The 18,006-nt window shown below is 70.3% G+C and carries 14 protein-coding genes and 2 tRNA genes; 9 read left to right on the plus strand and 7 right to left on the minus strand.

What is annotated here, in order from left to right; all coding sequences use genetic code 11:
* Window position 1 precedes the first annotated feature (1 nt).
* Window positions 2-175, plus strand: coding sequence for a DUF7838 family putative zinc beta-ribbon protein (locus PSC72_RS09710; protein ID WP_274325681.1), 174 nt, complete (start codon window positions 2-4; stop codon window positions 173-175).
* A gap of 84 nt (window positions 176-259) precedes the next feature.
* Here the strand turns inward: PSC72_RS09710 and PSC72_RS09715 are convergent, their stop codons facing one another.
* The 4 genes from PSC72_RS09715 to PSC72_RS09730 form a co-directional block, all read right to left on the minus strand.
* Window positions 260-3,355 carry a PAS domain S-box protein gene (locus tag PSC72_RS09715; RefSeq protein ID WP_274325682.1) on the minus strand — a complete coding sequence of 1,032 codons (3,096 nt, stop codon included), beginning with the start codon at window positions 3,353-3,355 and terminating at the stop codon, window positions 260-262.
* Between the two features lie 102 nt (window positions 3,356-3,457).
* Entirely contained in the window at window positions 3,458-5,002 is a 1,545-nt protein-coding gene (gene gcvPB / locus PSC72_RS09720) for an aminomethyl-transferring glycine dehydrogenase subunit GcvPB (protein ID WP_274325683.1), read from the minus strand.
* 1 nt (window position 5,003) lies between these two features.
* Window positions 5,004-6,335 carry an aminomethyl-transferring glycine dehydrogenase subunit GcvPA gene (gcvPA, locus tag PSC72_RS09725; protein ID WP_274325684.1) on the minus strand — a complete coding sequence of 444 codons (1,332 nt, stop codon included), beginning with the start codon at window positions 6,333-6,335 and terminating at the stop codon, window positions 5,004-5,006.
* Window positions 6,336-6,486: 151 nt separating this feature from the next.
* Window positions 6,487-6,795, minus strand: coding sequence for an Hsp20/alpha crystallin family protein (locus tag PSC72_RS09730; protein ID WP_274325685.1), 309 nt, complete (start codon window positions 6,793-6,795; stop codon window positions 6,487-6,489).
* Window positions 6,796-6,987: 192 nt separating this feature from the next.
* On the opposite strand from PSC72_RS09730, the gene PSC72_RS09735 reads away from it, so the two are divergent.
* From PSC72_RS09735 to PSC72_RS09750, 4 genes are all read left to right on the plus strand, one after another.
* Window positions 6,988-7,653: a TetR/AcrR family transcriptional regulator gene (locus tag PSC72_RS09735; protein ID WP_274325686.1), complete on the plus strand. Its 666-nt coding sequence runs from the start codon at window positions 6,988-6,990 to the stop codon at window positions 7,651-7,653.
* Window positions 7,653-9,239, plus strand: a complete 1,587-nt coding sequence (locus PSC72_RS09740; protein WP_274325687.1) for an MATE family efflux transporter — start codon at window positions 7,653-7,655, stop codon at window positions 9,237-9,239. The genes PSC72_RS09735 and PSC72_RS09740 overlap by 1 nt, the downstream gene beginning before the upstream one ends.
* Window positions 9,240-9,349: 110 nt before the next feature.
* Entirely contained in the window at window positions 9,350-9,736 is a 387-nt protein-coding gene (locus tag PSC72_RS09745) for a hypothetical protein (protein WP_274325688.1), read from the plus strand.
* Window positions 9,737-9,822: 86 nt separating this feature from the next.
* On the plus strand, window positions 9,823-10,494 hold the full coding sequence (locus PSC72_RS09750; protein ID WP_274325689.1) for a DNA methyltransferase: 672 nt from the start codon (window positions 9,823-9,825) through the stop codon (window positions 10,492-10,494).
* 45 nt (window positions 10,495-10,539) lie between these two features.
* Here PSC72_RS09750 and PSC72_RS09755 read toward each other — a convergent pair.
* Window positions 10,540-10,611 (minus strand) — tRNA-Thr (locus PSC72_RS09755).
* 95 nt (window positions 10,612-10,706) lie between these two features.
* The gene (locus PSC72_RS09760) at window positions 10,707-11,501 is read right to left on the minus strand and encodes a DUF7114 family protein (protein WP_274325690.1); all 795 of its coding nucleotides are present in this window, start codon (window positions 11,499-11,501) and stop codon (window positions 10,707-10,709) included.
* Window positions 11,502-11,630: 129 nt separating this feature from the next.
* Here PSC72_RS09760 and PSC72_RS09765 point away from each other — a divergent pair, with 129 nt between their 5' ends.
* Both PSC72_RS09765 and PSC72_RS09770 read left to right on the plus strand, forming a co-directional pair.
* Entirely contained in the window at window positions 11,631-12,311 is a 681-nt protein-coding gene (locus tag PSC72_RS09765) for an enoyl-CoA hydratase/isomerase family protein (protein ID WP_274325691.1), read from the plus strand.
* A gap of 119 nt (window positions 12,312-12,430) precedes the next feature.
* Complete coding sequence (locus tag PSC72_RS09770) at window positions 12,431-13,072, plus strand: DUF3105 domain-containing protein (protein ID WP_274325692.1); 642 nt, start codon at window positions 12,431-12,433, stop codon at window positions 13,070-13,072.
* Between the two features lie 16 nt (window positions 13,073-13,088).
* On the opposite strand, the gene PSC72_RS09775 is transcribed toward PSC72_RS09770, so the two are convergent.
* Window positions 13,089-13,922, minus strand: coding sequence for an NAD+ synthase (locus tag PSC72_RS09775; RefSeq protein ID WP_274325693.1), 834 nt, complete (start codon window positions 13,920-13,922; stop codon window positions 13,089-13,091).
* Window positions 13,923-14,043: 121 nt separating this feature from the next.
* Between PSC72_RS09775 and PSC72_RS09780 the strand changes: the two genes are divergently transcribed.
* Window positions 14,044-14,114 (plus strand) — tRNA-Gly (locus tag PSC72_RS09780).
* A 497-nt stretch (window positions 14,115-14,611) separates the two neighbouring features.
* Window positions 14,612-17,965, plus strand: coding sequence for a bacterio-opsin activator domain-containing protein (locus PSC72_RS09785; protein ID WP_274325694.1), 3,354 nt, complete (start codon window positions 14,612-14,614; stop codon window positions 17,963-17,965).
* Window positions 17,966-18,006 lie beyond the last annotated feature (41 nt).

Here is an 18,006-nt window from a genome sequence, read left to right on the forward strand (position 1 = left end):
CATGAGCCAGGTCCTGAAGCACAAGTGCCCGAACTGCGAGACGGAGCGGGAGTTCTTCCAGGCGGCGAGCATGAACGTCCACCTCGGGAAGAAGGTCAAGTGGCACTGCCCCGAGTGCGACTACGGGTTCGTCCGCATCGACGAGACCGTCGACACGAGCAAGGCCACGGCGTAAGCCGGACGCACCCGTTTTCGCGCCGTCGCGACTCCGTAGCGTAGCGTCCCCGCAGAAGGGCCGCGTCTCCCGGGACCGCGGCGCTCACTCGTCGGCGACCGTCAGCGAGAGTACGACGGCCGACCCGCCCAGGTCGCTCTCCTCGAACCGCATTCGGCCGCCGCAGCCGTCGCAGACCCAGCGGACGACCCACAGGCCGAGGCCGCTGGCGTGTTCGAGCTGCGTGATCTCGGTCGACTCGTCGACGACCGCCCGCTCGTACTCGGGGATCCCGGGGCCGTCGTCGGCGACGCTGAGCGTGACCCGACCGTCCTCGCGGTCGGCCGCGACGCCGACGCGAATCCGTCCGTCGCCGTACTCGGCGCTGTTTTCGAGCAGTTCCCTGAGCGCGAGTTCGAGCCGTCCGTCGCCGACGGCCGTCGCCTCCTCGACGTCCGTGTCGATCCGCACGTCGGGATACTCCGCACGGTACTCCGTGACGACGTCCGCGACGAGGTCGCCGACCTCGACCGTGCCGTCGCGGAGCGACCCCTCGCGCATGGTTCGGTCGAGCGACCGGGCCCGCTCGCTGAGCGAGGCGACGTCGGCGGCGGTGTCCACGAGCGTCTCCGCCCACTCGTCGACCGTCTCGTCGTCGACGCGGCCGGCGATCATCTCCGCGTACCCCATCACGACGTTGAGGTCGTTGCGGAGGTTGTGCCGCAGGACGCGGTTGAGCACCTGGAGCCGTCGTTCGCGCTCCTTCTGGTCCGTGATGTCGGTGTAGATGCCGAAGCTGTTCGTCCCGCCTCGGCCCGTCTCGAACGGGACGCCCCGGAAGAGGAAGTCCCGGTAGCCGTCGGCCGCCTCGCGGCGGATCTCGCGCTGGACGACCGCACCGCTCGCCGCCTCCCGGTCGAGCTCTCGGCCCGTCTCGCGCTCGCCCGCCGGCAGGATGTAGTCGTTGAGCGGCTCCCCGGTGATCGTCTCGGGATCGAATCCGAACACGTCGGCGAAGGCGTCGTTGACGGTCGTGACGATGGGCTCGCAGTCCTCGTCGAGCGACGCCTCGACGACGGCGTCCGGCAGGTTGTCGAAGAGGTAGCTGAACCGGTCGCGCTGGGTCTCCAGCCGCTCGCGGGTCTCGACGAGTTCGCTCCGGTCGCGAACGACGCCGACGGTCCCGGCGCCCGCCCCGTCGGTGGGCAGCGGTGACACCTCCAGTTCGACGGGGAGCGCCTCGCCGTCGTCCCGCCGGAGCGCCGTCTGGACGACGCGACTCTCGACGCCATCGTCTCGGAGGTCCGCGAGGGCGCTCTCCAGCGCCTCGTCGTCGGCGACGACCGACGCGACCGGGCGCCCGACGAGATCCGCTCGATCGACCCCGAGCCGTGCCGCGAAGGGCTCGGTCACGAGGGAGAAGCGGCCGTCCTCGTCGGCGACGTACACCATGTCCTGGACGTTCTCCAGCACCGTCCGGTACTGGACGAGCTCGTCCTCGTGGGCGACGCGGTCGAGCGCGACCGCCGCGTTCGACGCCAGGATCTCCGCGAGCGACCGGTCGAAGTCGTCGAACGGGCCGTCGTCGATCGAGCCGATGCTGACGACGCCGCGAGTACCCAGCGGCACGTACAGCGTCTCCGTGACCGGGTCGGGGGGATCGCCGAGGCCGGCCTCGACGTCCTCGGGCACGTGGAGCGTCTCGCCGCGTTCGAACGCGCGGCCGGGACCGCCCTCGCCGACCGCGTAGGCGGGCCGACTCTCGACCGTGACCACGCCGGCCCCGGACCCGGCGGCGGGTTCGAGGCGCTCGCGCTCCGGGTCGTACAGCCGGACGACGTTGAGGTCGTAGCCCAGCGTCTCCGCCACGGCGCCGGCGACGATGTCGGCGACCCGTCCGCGGCTGTGGGCGCCCAGCAGCCCGCGCGAGGTGTCGAGCAGTTCGGCGAAGCGCTCGCGGGCCTCGCGGAGCTCCCGCTCGCGCTCTTTCCGGTCCGTGATGTCGCGGATGACCCCAGCCGTCCCCTCGAACTCGCCCTGCTCGTCGGTCAGCATCGTCATGTGGTCCTCGGCCTCGACGGGGTCGCCGGACCGGGGCTGGAGCGCGAGTTCGAACGTCGTCTCGACGGCGTTGCCGCTGGCGAGCTCGCGGAGCTTGTTCTCGGCGAGCTGGACCGTCGGCTCGTCCTTGACGATCGACGTGTGCTCGCCCAGCAGCGCCTCGCGGTCGTAGCCGGTCAGGTCGAGGAGCGCGTCGTTGACGACGTCGAATCGCCCCTCGTCGTCGAGCGCGTAGACGCCGTCGTCGACGGCCTCGATGATCGACTCGTAGCGTTCGAGCTCCCGCGTCCGTTCGCGCTTGTCCGACACGTCGCGGATCACGCCCGCGATACCGACCACCTCGCCGTCTTCCTCCACCGCGGTCACGTGGTCCTCTGCGGGGAACGGCTCGCCGTCCCTGGGGACGACGGTCGTCGACACCGTCTCGGCCTCGCTCTCGCCGTTGACCACCCGCCGGATCGCCGGGAAGATATCGGTCATCGACGAGTCCGACGTGATCATCGCGGCGTTCTCGCCGACGAGTTCGTCGATGCCGTACCCGGTCATCTCGGCGAGCGACTCGTTGACGACGAGGAAGGTTCCCCGCCTGTCGAGGACGTACAGCCCGTCGTTGACGGCGTCGAGCGCCGCGGCGGTGTCGTCGATCCCGACCGCCATCGACGCATTCCCGTCTCGCTGCCCGGTCGCGTCCCCGTCCTCCGCACGCGTCACCGTCGCGGCCGCGTCGTCGGCCGCTCCGTCCCCGTCCGCCGCCATCGCCTGGCCTCCGTCGGGGAGGTACGCGCAGATGCGCTCGGCCAGCGTCGCCTCCGTCGTGGACCGCGGGACGTACTCGGTGACACCGAGTCGCGTCGCCGCCGCGGCGAGGTCGCCGTCCGGCGCCTCCGTGGTGAGGACCACCGGGACGTCGTGTCCGAACTCGCGGACCCCCGCGAGCGGGTCGAGCAGGTCGTCAACGCCGCCGGTGTCCCCGTCACCGTACCCACCGTCGACCACGACGCACGAGACGGCCTCGCTTCGAAGCGCGTCGAGGGTCGCCCGCGTCGTCTCGACCGTCTCGACGTCCCACCCGCGGGATTCGACGTCGTCGATCCAGTCGTCGTCCCGACCCGGACCGACAGCGAGAACCCTGGCTCCCATGTGCGCCGAGACAATGAAATCCCACCATATAGCCGCTTCCCCCCGATTATCGAAACTGAATCGACCGCGACCGCCGGAGCGAGTCCCGGGCCGACCGCGGGGCTACTCGTCGAGGGCGTGCCAGGAGAGTCGCGGCTCGCGCGCGGCGCTCACCTGGTCGATCCGGCGGGCCGCGGTCCGCTCGGGGGCCGCTTCGAGCGCCGCGTCGTCCTCGGCGGCGACGGCGTTGAAGGCCGCCGCGAGGTCGTCGAGCGATCCGCGCGTCTCGGCCTCCGTCGGCTCGGTCATCAGCGCCTCGTCGACGATCTCGGGCCACTTCGTGGTCGGCGGGTGGACGCCGTAGTCGAGCATCCGCTTGGCCGCGTCCGCGGCGTCCTGCTCGCCCGCGCTCGCGACGAACTCGTGGTGGAAGGGGCCGTAGGGCACCTCGTAGTCGATCTGACTCGCGAGGTAGTTGGCGTTCAGCACCGCCTTCGCGCTCGCGTCGGCGAGTCCCGCGTCGCCCAGCCTGGCGATGTACGCGTACGCCCGGACGAGGACGAGCCAGTTACCCGAGAAGCCGTGGACTTTGCCGATGGTCTGCTCGGGTTCGTAGCGTTCGTAGCCGCTGCCGTCCGGCTGTTCTCGCGGGCCGCTTTGCTCCCCGCTCGAACCGTCCGCGGAACTCCGTTCCGCGCGCTCCCGGACGTGCGGCGTCGGCAGGAACGGCGCGAGTTCGTCGACGACGCCGACCGGTCCGGCGCCGGGGCCGCCGCCGCCGTGGGGCGTCGCGAACGTCTTGTGGACGTTGTAGTGCATCACGTCGAAGCCCATGTCGCCGGGCCTGGCCCGCCCGAGCAGCGCGTTGAGGTTCGCGCCGTCGTAGTAGAGCAGGCCGCCGGCGTCGTGGACGACGTCGGCGATGCGCTCGATGTCGCGCTCGAAGAGGCCGAGCGTGTTCGGGTTGGTGAGCATCAGCGCGGCGGTGTCGTCGCCGACCGCGGCCTCCAGCGCCTCGATGTCGACGCGGCCGTCGTCGTCGCTCGGGAGTTCGACCACGTCGAAGCCCGACATGGCCGCCGTCGCGAAGTTCGTCCCGTGGGCGCTGTCCGGGATGACGACCTCCGAGCGGTCGTCGCCGTTGGCCTCGTGGTAGGCGGCGGCGATCCGGATGCCGGCGAACTCCCCCGCGGCGCCGGCCGGCGGCTGGAGCGTCACCGCGTCCATCCCGCCGATACGCGCGAGGTAGTCCTGGAGTTTCGCCTGCAGTTCGAGCGTCCCCTGGAGGCTCTCGCCGGAGCGGTCGGGGTGGACCGCGGCGCCGGGAAGCGCGGCGACCCGCTCGGTGAACTTCGGATTGTACTTCATCGTGCACGACCCGAGCGGGAACGGCCCGCTGTCGACGCCGTAGTTCATCTGCGACAGGCGCGTGTAGTGCCGGGCCAGTTCCGGTTCGGCCAGCCCGGGCAGTTCGAGCGAGTCGCGCGTCAGGTCCTCCGGGAGCGGCGAGTCGTCGCCTATCTCGACCTCCGTCGAATCCTTCTCGGCGAGCAGCGGCTCGTACTCGCCGTCGTCGGTCCAGCGGGCCTGGTCGTAGAGCGTGCCCGCCTCGGGCGCGTGGTCCGCGGCGTCGTCGACGTCCCCGATCTCTCCCGGTTCGTCGCTCATCTCAGGCCACCTCCTCCACCGCGTCGACGAATCGGTCGATCGCGGGCTCGTTCGCGTCGGTGACGCAGACCTGGATGCGGTGGTCGCCGACGACGTGGACGGCGAACCCCTCGGCTTCGAGGTCGCTCGCCACCGCGGACGCCGGCTGGTCGGTGCGGGCCTGGAACTCGCGGAAGTGATAGCGGTCGTGGACCGGTGCAGCGATCCCCGACACGTCGTCGAGGCGCGCGGCCAGATCTTCGGCCAGTCGGACGCAGTCCTCGGCGAGGTCGACGAGCCCGTCTGGGCCGAGCGTGGCGGCGTGGATGGCCGCCCGGAGCGCCAGCAGCGCCTGGTTCGTGCAGATGTTGCTCGTCGCCCGCTCCTTGCGGATGTGCTGTTCGCGCGTCTGGAGCGTCAGCGTGAACGCCCGCCGGTCGGTGGCGTCCTCGCTCACGCCGACGAGCCGACCGGGGACCTGCCGGAGGTGTTCCTCGCGGGTCGCGAAGATCCCCATGCCCATCCCGTAGGCGGTCCCGAGGCCGAGCGAACTCGCCTCGCCGACGACCACGTCGGCGCCCACGTCGGCCGGGCGCTCCAGCAGCGCGAGCGCCACTGGGTCCGAGCCCAGGACGAACAGCGCGTCGTGGTCGGCGGCGAGGTCGCCGACCGCGCCGAGCGACTCCTCGATGGCGCCGGTGACGGTCGGGTTCTCGGCGTAGACCATCGCTGCGTCGCCGTCGAGGGCGTCGGTGAGGCCGTCTACGTCGACGTTGCCCGCCTCGGTCGGATAGGTCTCGACGGACAGGTCGGGGCCGTCCGCGTACTGCTCCAGCACCGCGCGCTTGCCCTCGCGCAACTGGTCGGGGACGAGGACGCGGTCGCCCGAGACCGAGCGGACCCGCTGGGAGAGCGTCGCCGCCTCGCCGAGCGCGGAGGCGGCGTCGTACATCGAGCAGTTCGCCACGTCGAGACCCGTCAGCTCGACGAGCATCGACTGGTACTCGAACAGCGCCTGCAGGAACCCCTGGGCGACCTCGGGCTGGTACTGCGTGTAGGAGGTGAGAAACTCCTGGCGGCTCGCCAGGTCGTCGACCAGCGCCGGGACGTAGTGGTCGTAGTGGCCCCGCCCCATGAACTCGGTCAGGTCGTCGTTGCGCCCGAGCGCCCGCTCGGTCTGCCGGCGGACGGTCCGCTCGTCGCGCGCCTCGATGCCGAAGTCGCCGTCGAAACGGACCGGCTCGGGGATGTCGAACAGGTCCTCCTCGCTGTCGGCGCCGACGGCCGACAGCATCGCCTCTGTGTCCGCCGCGTCGTGGGGCGCGTACGGGCTCCCGCGCGTCTGCCGTGTCATTGTGGTCCCTCGCGTGTCATGAAGTCTCCTCCGTCGGGAGTGATGGACGACCCTATCGGACGCGCGCACATGAGCCTCCCGTTCCGAGTGCGCCCGGATCAGCCGAACCGGGAGTGGGCAGGAGACGGCCGGTACCGCCCGAGGCAGTCGTCTACTCGCCGACCTCGATCCGGGTCCCGGGCCGCGAATCGTCGTCGGTGATCGGGAGTCGAACGTGCAGCACGTCGTCGCTGTACGTGGCCGAGATGGACTCCTCGTCCACCGACCGAGGGACCGAGACATCGTGATTGTACACGCGCGTCTCCCCGTCGTCGGTCCGGTGCTCCGCCGAGACGTGGAGTCGCCCGTCGTGCCAGCGGAGGTCGACGTCCCCCCGGTCGTAGCCGGGGAGGTCGACGTACACCTCGTAGGCGCCCTCGTCTCTGAACAGTTCGACCTCGTGGTCAGGGTGGTGGGTCATGGGTCGTCTCCGATCGAACCGTGGGGCGCGAGCCATTTGAATCGCCGCGCCGACTCCCTTCTCGCGCCCCGACCGCCTGGCGATGTTGGCGGTGTTCGGGACGCGGCGGCGTCGTCTCGGCCGTGCCACGCCTTGACTAACGGGTCAGTCAGTTCGGAATCTTTTTGACTGACCGGTCAGTTAACCTCGTCAATGAGCGGAGAGACGGAGAGCGCCGCGGCGGCCGCCTCGGACACGCCCGAGGCCATCATGGAGGCCACCTACAGCGCGCTCTGCAAACACGGTTATGCGGACCTGACGATGCAGAACATCGCCGACGAATCGGACAAGAGCAAGGCGTCTCTGCACTACCACTTCGACACGAAAGAGGACCTCCTGCTGGCGTTTCTCGACCACCTCTACGCGTCGTTCACCGCGGAGTTCGCGACCACCGACGGCGAGCACGCTATCGACCGACTGATCACGTTCGTCGACGAGGTGCTCTGCAAGTCCGACGTCGAGGGCGCCGAGGAGTTCCAGACGGCGCTGCTGGAGATCAAGGCACAGGGCCCCTACGTCGAGGCATACCGCGAGGAACTGGAGCGGATCGACGCGTTCGTCCGCGACCGCGTGCGCGAGATCGTCGCCGACGGGATCGACGACGGGGTCGTCCGCGAGGACGTCGACCCCGACGACACCGCCGCGTTCGTCGCGACGCTCGTCGACGGGGTCAACACCCGGCGCGTCGCCATCGGCGAGACAGACGGGAGCACCCGGAACATCTTCGTCGCCTACGTCCGCGAGAACCTCGTCGCGCCGGACGCAGACATCGCCGTCGACGGCGAGACGCTCGGCGCGGTCTCGGAGGGTGAGGACTGATGGCGGGCGACCGCGTCGACCGCCTCGTCCGCGCCGTCCGCGAGCGAGTGAACGTGGTGTTCAAGAGCCGCGACGAGTTCGACCTGACTTCGGGCGGCATCGCCAGGCCGCTGTTCTACCTCTCGATCCCCATCGTCGTCACCAACCTCCTCCAGACGATGTACAACCTGGTGGACACCATCTGGCTCGGCCGCTACAGCACGGAGGCGCTGGCGGCCATCAGCTTCGCGTTCCCCGTCGTCTTCTTCCTCATCTCGCTGGGGCTGGGCGTCTCCATCGCCGGGAGCATCCTCGTCGCCCAGCACGTCGGCGCCGACGAGGAGCGCGAGGCCGAGTTCGCCGCCTCCCAGACCGTCACGTTCGCCATCATCGCGTCGCTGGTCCTCGGGAGCGTCGGCTACTTCTTCGTCGGCGACATCCTGCAGCTGCTCGGCGCGTCCGACGACGTGCTCCCCGGAGCGACGGCGTACCTGGAGATCATCTCTATCGGGATGGTGTTCATGTTCGCTTTCTTCGTGTTCATGTCGCTGATGCGCGGCTACGGCGACACCATCACGCCGATGCTCGTCATGTTCGTCACCGTCGTCGTCAACATGGTCCTCGACCCGTTCCTCATCTTCGGCTGGGGCCCGTTCCCGCCCCTCGGCGTCGAGGGCGCCGCCTACGCGACGATCTTCTCGCGAGCACTCGCGACCGTCATCGGCCTGGGGATCATGTTCCAGGGCACCCGCGGCGTCAAGATCCGTCTCGAAGACATGAAGCCAGACCTCTCGTACCTGCGCAAGCTACTCCGCATCGGCGTCCCCGCCTCCATCGAGGGGACCGGCAACGCCATCGCGGTCAACCTCATGCTCGTCATCGTCAGCGCGTTCCCGACCGTCGTCGTCGCCGCCTACGGCGTCGGCGTCCGGATGTTCTCGGTCATCTTCCTGCCGGCCATCGCGGTCGGCCGCGGCGTCGAGACGATGTCGGGCCAGAACATTGGCGCGAAGGAGCAAGAGCGCGCGGCCGCGGCCACGCACTTCGCCTCCCGCGCCATGTTCGTCGTCCTCGCCGCCGTCGGCGTGCTCACCTGGCTCGGCGCCGGCAACATCGTCGCCGTCTTCTCGGACGACGCCGACGTGGTCGAGATCGGCCGTCTGTTCCTGCGCTACGTCGCGCCCACCTTCGGCTTCACCGGCATCTTCCACTCCTACAAGGGCGGGTTCCGCGGCGCCGGCAAGACGATGACCGCCGCGCTCATCTCCATCGCCATGCTCGGCGCAATCCGACTGCCCGTCGCCCTCTTTGCCTCCCAGTCGCTCCCCTACGAGGGCACGTGGGTCGCCGGCCTCGTCGGCGCGATCCCGTTCGACCCGGTCGCGGTGCTCGTCCGAGCGCCCATCGAGACCGTCGCCGCCTTCGAGATGGGATACGAGGGCATCTGGCTCTCCTTCGCCGTCTCGAACGTCTGCGGCGCCGCCCTCGCCTTCGCCTGGTACATGCGCGGCACCTGGCGCGACGCCGACCTCACCGAGGACACTCCCGGCGTCGGCGCCGCCAGCGCCGGAGCGGACGCCGAGGCCGAACCGACGACCGACGACTGACAGTCCGCTCTGCGGTCGACTGACAGTCCGCTCCGCCGTTTCCGTCCGGACCCCCGCCACGCGCGAGAAGTTAAAAGGGATCCCGCCCTATTCCCCCGCGAGGCGACCACATGACGGCGCGCGACCCCTCGTTCGCGATCCCGGGACGGCCCGAGCGCAAGTATCCGCGGAGCGGCGGCGTCGAGTACGAGGGCGAGACGGTGTTCGCCCTGACCCCCGACGCCGACCACTCGGACGGCGACCTCGACGCGCTCGTCGCCGACGTCCTCGAATCCGGCCCCTACCGCTCGGGGGACTTCATGGAGCTCCCGATGCCGCTCTATCTCGTCCGCGACGAGGAGACCGCCGACGTATTCCGCGTCACCGTGCGCGACAGCGCGATCCAACTGCACGTACTGCCGGAGACCGAATCGGCGGGACTGCGCCGTTTCTACGACCGACTCTGCGAGCGCTCCGAGTGCGAGTGGTCCGTCGTCTGCCGGACGGACTTCGGGTGAGTGGAGGGCTCCCCGCGCGACTCCCGACGAGCGGCCAGCGACTGCCCGGCCACAAATCCTATCACGGCGTTGCGCAACTTCGAGCTATGGCGACCTATCTCTCGTTCGAGTACGCACACGCCGACGAATTACCGGACGGGGAGGACGGCGAGTTCCGGACGCCCGACGCCCTCGTCGAACACTTCCTGCGGGAGTTGACCGAGGAGGGCGACCGGGTGATCGACGTCTTCGCCGGCTACGGCACGACCCTCAAAGTCGCCGAGCGCCTCGACAGGGTCCCGTACGGCGTCGAGTTCGACCCGGACCGCGCCGCCTACGTGAAGGGACAGATCGACGACCCCGACCACGTCCGGCAGGGCGACGTGCTGGACCTGGACGCGTCGTGGTTCCCGGCCTGCGACTGCTGTTTCACCTCGCCGCCGTTCATGGAGCGGACGGACGACCGCAACCCTTTCGAGAACTACGCCGGCGAGAGCACCTACAGGGAGTACCTGGACGACATCGAAGCCGCGTTCGTCCGACTCGATTCCGTGTTGGCGCCGGGCGCCCGCGTCGTCGTCGACGTCGCGAACATGAAGTACGAGGGGCGAGTGACGACGCTGGCGTGGGACGTCGCCGAGCGCGTCTCGAACGTCTTCCACTTCGACGGCGAAGTCGTCGTCACCTGGGAGGGCCGCGACGATCCCGGCGGGGACGGACAGTTCGGATACGGCTACGACCACTCGTACTGTCTCGTGTTCACGAAATCCGAGGCGTGACCGGCTGTCGAGCGATGTCGCTCGTCGATGTGAGTTCGCGAGAAGAGCCTAGGCCGGGATTTGAACCCGGGCTCTCGTCCTTACCAAGGACGCGCTTTACCTCTAAGCTACCCAGGCGCCATCCGTCAGTTGCCGCGATTCGTCTTTAGGCGTTTCGATCCTTTCGCCGGCGTGCGGTCCCGACACATGGGAGACGGCGCCGGGACGCCGGATCAGAACCACTCGGCCAGCGCCGCCGGCGTCGCGTCGGAGAACAGGCCCTCGGCCAGGGGTAGCGCCCCCTCGGTTCTGGCCAGGTCGCCGACGTGCGCCCGCAGATCGGCGGTGGCCTCGCCGCCGGCCGCCGTCGCCCCGGCGACCGCCGCGAGCTCGAACACGTCGACCTCCAGGTTGCCGTCGAAGGTCTCGTCGCCGCTGGTCCGCCGGCGCGTCTGGTCGCCGCCGAACGACCGCACGACCGCGACGGCCTCGGCGGCGGCCTCGGTGCGCGCGAGCAGGTAGAACCCGCGAGCGACCATCACGTCCGCGACGAGGATATCCATGTCCGCGGCGTCGGCCTCGGTGGTCGCCGCGGGATCCGCGGGCGTCCGGTCCGCGTCGGAGAGCGTCACGTCCCCGCCGTCGGTCCACTCGCTGCGCTCGGTCCCCGACGACCGCTCGTTCACGCCGGTCTCGGGGACGCCGTCGGCGAGTTCGTCACTCCCGGGGGCCACGGACGCGGCGTCGCGTTCCCACGGCGGGTCCTGCGAGAGCGTCCGCGTGAGTCGCAGGCCCTCGTAGATGAGCTGGACGCCCGCGCCCCGCTCGGCGACAGCGTCCAGCGAGATCGAAGGGGCGTCGCTCTCCGGCGCCCGTGAGGCAGCGGCGCGGGCGCTCAGGACCGTCAGCACGCCCGGTGCCATCGACCCGTCTTCGAGGCGTTCGCGGATGCGCTCGCGGAGGCGGTCGGGCTCGACGTCGCCGACCGCGTCCGTCGCGGCCACGCGGACCGCCGCGGCTTCCTCCATTGGCGTCGGCTAGCGGGGGGAAGGGCAAAGACCTTTGGAAACGAATTACCGAACGACACCTATGCCGACGCCTGCGACGGCAGACTCGCCGTTCGTGCGCGTTCACCATTCCATCGCGGGGGCCGCGCGGTGATCGAGACCGCCACCGACGGCGACGTGCGCGTGGTGACGCTCGACCGACCGGACCGCCGGAACGCCCTCACACCCGCGGCGCTCGACGACCTCGAAGCGGCCATCGAAGCGGCCGAAGCGCCCGTCGTCTACCTCCGCGGAGCGGGCTCGGCGTTCTGCGCCGGCGCGGATCTGGACGCCGTCGCCGCGCTCGACGGTCGCGACGCGGCCGAAGCGTTCGCCCGGCGCGGCCAGGAGGTGGCGGCGACGATCGGAGACGCCGACGCGGTCGTCGTCGCGGGCGTCGACGGACCGGCGAGAGGGGGCGGCGTGGAACTCGCGCTGGCCTGCGACGTGCGCGTCGCGACGGCCGACGCGACGTTCGCCGAGACCGGGGCGACTATCGGGCTGTTCGGCGCCTGGGGCGGCACGTCTCGACTGCCCTGCGTCGTCGGCCTCGGCGAAGCGATGGACATCGCCCTCTCCGGACGAGTCGTCGACGCCGACGCGGCGCTCCGGATGGGGCTGGTCTCCCGCGTCGTCGACGAACCGCGAGCGGTCGCCGCGGAGATCGCCGGCAACGACCCGGCCGCGCTGCGCGTCATCAAGACCCGGCTGCGGGACGGCGCTAGCCGCAACGTCCAGGAGCGCCGGGAAGCCGAGGCCTTCGCGGACCTGCACGCCGATTTCGACCGCTAGAGGGCCGGACTGGGGAAAGCGGGACCGACTCCGCTGGGAGCGCGGCGTCGATCCGAGGACCGTTCTATCACTCCGAGAACCGAAACCGTTGAAAGCACCGACGACTCAGTGTACGTATAATGCCGGACTGCGACTACTGCGGGGCGACGTTCGACGGCGAGGGGGCCTATCTCGACCACCTCGCCGCGGAACACGAGGGCGAACTGCGGTCGATCGACCAGCGGCGCGTCGAGGACCACGACGCGGAGTCCGAGGGCAGCTTCCCGCTGGGACCGGCCGTGCTCGTCGGACTCCTCGTGTTCTCGGGCGCGCTCGTCGTCTACGTCACGTTCCTGATGGGCGGGTCGGGCGGAACCGGCGCCGCCAGTCCGGGCGCGGGGTCCGGCAGTGCCTTCGACGACTCCGTGGCGCAGCCGTCCAACCTCGGGAGCGTCCACTCCCACGGCGGGATCACCGTGACCATCGGCGGTCAGGAGCTCGATTTCAGCAAGCAGGAGTACCAGCTAGAGGCCGACCCGTTCCACTTCGAGAACGGCGACGGCTCGACGTACCACGTCCACGCACAGGGCGTCACCCTCGAGTTCGCGCTGGAGACGCTCGACATCGGCGTGACCGACTCGTCGCTCTCGTTCCGCGGCACGACCTACAACGAGACGGACGGAGACACCGTTGTCTACGAAGTCAACGGTCAGGAGGTCGACCCCGAGTCCTACACGCTGAGTGACGGCGACGAGGTCCGGGTCGTCGCCGAGTCCGGGTAGCGGCCGACGGCACCGCTCAGTACAACCGGTCCGGGCCCGGCGGCGCCTTGCGCTTGTGTTCGCTCGCTTCGTAGAGCCCGCGGACCGTCTCGACGGTCTCCGGATCGACACCGAGCTCCCTCGCCGTCGCCGAGGTCGACAGCGGGCCGTCGACGTGGAGCGCGAGGACGGAGTCGAGGGTGTCGTACCCCATGCCGAGTTCGCCCTCGTCGGTCTGCCCTTCCCAGAGCCCGGCGCTGGACTGCTTGCCCGCAAGGTCGTCCGGGACGCCGACGTGCCGGGCGAGCTGTCGCACCTGCTGTTTGTAGAGGTTGGCGATGGGGTGGCAGTCGACGGCGCCGTCGCCGTACTTCGTGAAGTAGCCGACCAGCGCCTCGCTGCGGTTGCCCGTCCCCACGACCAGCCCGTCCTTGTGGTTGGCGACGAGGTAGTTCAGGACGCCGCGGACGCGCGCCCGGAGGTTCCCCGTCGCGGTCGTGTCCTCGGCGGCGTCGGGGTAGGCGTCGAGGAACGAGTCGACCAGCGGGTTGATCCCGACCACGTCGTACTCGACGTCTAGCAGCTCGCTCGCCACCCGCTCGGCGTCGCTCATGTTCTCCTCGCGGTTGACCTCGCTCGGCTGGACGAGCGCGTGGACGTTCTCGGCGCCGACCGCTTCGACGAGCAGGTGCGCAGTGAGCGTGCTGTCGATGCCGCCGGAGAGGCCGATGACCGCCTGGTCGGCCCCGGCGGCCTCGTACTGCGCCTCGATGAAGTCGGTGATGTGCTCGCGGTGCGCGTCGAGCTCCTCGGTCGAGAGCGTCAGGTCGAGCGGCTCGTCCGCCCGGACGACCGTCTCTGTCGCAGTCATGGCAGGCGATTGGGGTGGCGGCGACTAATACCCTCGCGTCGGCGCTCATCGGTGACCGTCCGTCCACTCTCGCGAAGCGCTACGTTCAAGTGGGCGGCCCTGCGATTTCCACCCGGAGCGAGCGCCGTTGGTCCAGTGGTAGGACATTAGCTTCCCAAGCTAATAGCCCGGGTTCAATTCCCGGACGGCGCACTACCATCTTTTTCGCGGACGGGTTTCCTCGCGAGCCGTAGGCTCGCTGCGGGAACCCGTCCGCCAAAAACATGGGTGAAAAAGCCGGACGACTCGGTCGCTTCGCTCCCTCGCGTCCGGTACAACAGATTCACTATTACCGCACCGCACAGCCACTCCGCTACCGCACAGCCACTCCGCTACCGCACAGCCACTCCGCTACCGCACAGCCACTCCGCTACCACTCCGTACAGCCACTCCGCTACCACTCCGTACAGCCACTCTAATACCGCGCAGCACCAGTGACCGCAGATACCGTACCGATTCGAAACCGCCACCGTCCGGGATGCCCTCGGCCCTCGACCCCTATTCGAGACCGCGACGGACCACCGACTGACGGCCACCACGTCGTCCGAGCGCTGAATACCGGCGTTGACGGCCGACCCGTCAATTCGACCGCCTGCGGCGATCACTCGCGATACTTGGGTTTAAGCCGCTCGGAGCGAAAGAGATCGGCAATGTCAGGGAGTGGGCGGGTTCTCGTGGTCGGGCGGCGCTCCGGGCGCGTGTCGGCCGTCGCCGACGAACTCGCGGCGGCCGGGTCGCTGTCGACGGAGACCGGGACCGCGGATACTCCGAGCGAGATCGACGACCCGACGACCGTGGACTGCCTCGTGTGGGTCGGCGACGCGACGGCCGACGGCCTCGCGGATCTGGTCGGCCGCGCCGGTGGTCGAGCGGGGACGCCGGTCGTGGTCGTCGGGGACGGCGACCTGACGCCGGAAGCGGCCTTCGACGCGGGCGTCGCCGACTACGTCCGGGCAGGCGGCGGCGAGGCGGCGGTTCTCGCGCGACGGATCGAGCGACTGCTCGCGGACGCGGCCGACTCGGTCGACGGCGACTCCGCTGCGGCCGCTGACGGCGGCGGAGAACAGGCCGAACGGTTGCGCGGCGGTGCCGCCTCGACGGCCGAGACGAGCGCCGAACGGGTGCTCGACCGCGTCGACCGCGGCGTCGTCGGCCTTGACGACGACTTGCGGGTCACCTACCTCAACAGTCGGGCCGAGGACGCCCTCGGTCGACCGCGCGACGAAGTGGTCGGCGAGGACGTCTGGGACGTGTTCCCCGAAGCGGAGGGGACGGTGTGCGAGCGGGAGTACCGCGAGGCGCTGGAGAGCCAGACCGTCCGGTCGTTCGAGACCTACGACGAGGCGACCGAGTCGTGGCTGGAGGTGACGGTCTTCCCGGCGCCCGACGGGCTCTCGGTGTCGCTCCGCGACGTGACCGACAGGAAGCGGACGAAGGCCGAACTGGAGCGCAACGAGCGGGCGCTCCGGGACCTCCAGCGGCTGGCCTCGTCGCGGGACCTCTCGTTCCCGGAGAAGCTCGACCGGGCGCTGGCGGTCGGCTGCGAACGCCTCGGCCTCGAACTCGGCTATCTCACCCGGATCGAGGACGGCACGCAGACGATCGTGGCGACCTACGGCGACCCCGAGGCCTTCGAACCGGGATCGAGCGCGCCGCTGTGCGAGACCTACTGCCGGCGAGCGCTCGACGCAGACGGGGTGCTCGCGGTGGAGGACACCGCCGCCGCGGGCTGGAACGACGACCGGGCCGACGAGCGGTTCGGCCTGGAGTGTTACCTCGGCGGGACGCTGCTGGTCGGCGGCGAGCGGTACGGCACGCTCTGTTTCGGGTCCGACAGGACCCGCGAGGCGCCGTTCAGCGACGCCGAGGAGACGTTCATCGAACTGCTCATCGAGTGGGTCAGCTACGAACTCGAACGCCGCGAGCACGAGCGGGAACTGGGTCGCTACGAGACGATCGTCCGGTCGGTGGACGACGGCGTCTACGAACTGGACGCCGACGGCCGGTTCACGTTCGTCAACCCCGCGCTGTGCCGGATCACCGGGTACGAACCGGACGAACTCGTGGGCGAGCACGTCTCGGTGATCAAGGGCGACGAGGCGACGGAGGACGCCGTCGCGGCGCTGCTGGCGGGCGACGAGACCGAGCGGACCGTCGAGTCGGTCGTCCAGCGCGAGCGCGGGCCGCCGGTCCCCTGCGAGGATAGCATGACGGTCCGTACCGACGAGGACGGGGATGTCCGCGCCGTCGTCGGCGTCGTCCGCGACGTGACCGAGCAGAAGGCCCAGCGGGAGATGCTCTCGGAACTGGTCACCTCCTCGCGGTCGCTGATGCAGGCACGCGACCGCGAGGAAGTCGCGGAGATGGCCGCGAGGGCCGTCAGCGACGTGCTCGGGTTCGATCTGAACGTCGTCCGCCTGTTCGACCGCGACGAGGACCGGCTACACCCCGCCGGCACGACCGACGCCGTCGTCGAACGCGGGCTGGCGACCCCCAGCTACGACGTCGACGAGGGCGGCCCGGGCCGGGCGTTCGTCGACGGCGAGATGGTCGTCGACGAGGGCACGTCGACCACAGCGGACGGATCGGGGGACGACCGAGAGAACGGGGGCGTCCGCTCGGCGCTGCACATTCCGATGGGCGTCCACGGCACCATCAGCATCGGCTCCGAGGACCCAGACGACTTCTCGAACGTCGACCGTCGGGCCGCCCAACTGCTCGCGACCAGCGCGGCCGCGGCGGCCAACCGCGCCAAGCGCGAACAGGAGGTCCGCGACGCCCGCGAGCGGGTCGACACGCTCGTCGACCGGATCAACGGCCTCATCGAGAACACCGTCGAGGTGCTCGTCCAGGCCGGCACGCGCGAGGAGCTCGAACGCGGCGTCGTCGAGCAACTCGTCGCCACCGACCCCTACGCCTTCGCGTGGATCGGCCAGCCCGACCTGGCCGCCGATCGGGTCGAGGCCGCCGCGTGGGACGGCGACGTGCCCGAACTGGAATCGGCCGTCGAGTCGCTCTCGCTCGACCGAGCGGCGGCCCGCGACGGCGCCGACCCCGCCGCGCTCGCGCTGGACGACGAGACCATCCACATCGTCGACGACCTCGCGGACGCGCCCGCGGGCAGCGTCCACGCCGTCGCCCACGAGGCCGGCCTCGGCTCGATGATCGCCGTCCCGCTCACGTACAAGGACGCGAGTTACGGCGTCCTCTGCGTCTACGCGCCGGCGACCGACGCTTTCGCCGACCGCGAGCAGGTCGTCCTCAGCGCGCTCGGCCGGGCCGTCGCCAACGCCGTCAACGCCATCGAGAGCGGGCGCATCCTCTCGACCGACCGCGTCGTCGAACTGGAGTTCACCGTCCGCGACAGCGACCTCCTCTTCGGCCGCCTGTCGGCGCAGACGGACGCCGCGCTGGACCTGACGGGCTCGGTCCACGAGTCCGACGGCAGCCTCCGGCTGTACGTCGCAGCGAGCGGCGCCGACGCCGGCGAACTCGAATCGATACTGGCCGGTGACGACGCGGTCACCTCGGCGACGACCATCGTCGACCACGACGGCGACGTGCTGTTCGAGGCGGTCGTCGAGGACTCGCTCGTCGAGGTGCTCGCCGACCACGGCGCGGTCACGCGGGCGGTCACCGCGGAGGACGGCGTGGCCCGGTACACCATCGAACTCCCCTACGAGGCCGAGGCCCGCGAACTGTTCGAACTCGTCGCCGACCGCTACGAGGGGACGGACCTGGTGGGCTACCACGAGCACGAGCGGCCGGTCCGCACCCGCCAGGAGTTCCGCGAGGCGGTCACCGACCGCTTCACCGACCGCCAGGAGACGGCCATCCGGACGGCGTTCCTCGGCGGGTTCTTCGAGTGGCCCCGCGACGTCGACGGCGACGACCTCGCCGAGTCGATGGACATCTCCCGGCCGACCTACCACCAGCACCTCCGCGCCGCCCAGCGGAAGGTGTTCGACGAGCTGTTCGATCCGCACTCCGGCCGCCGGGCGTAGCACACCGAGGTAGTAGTTCGGCCGGCGGTGCCGGACCGAGA

This window comes from Halosimplex aquaticum, from assembly GCF_028747785.1.
Lineage (GTDB): Archaea > Halobacteriota > Halobacteria > Halobacteriales > Haloarculaceae > Halosimplex > Halosimplex aquaticum.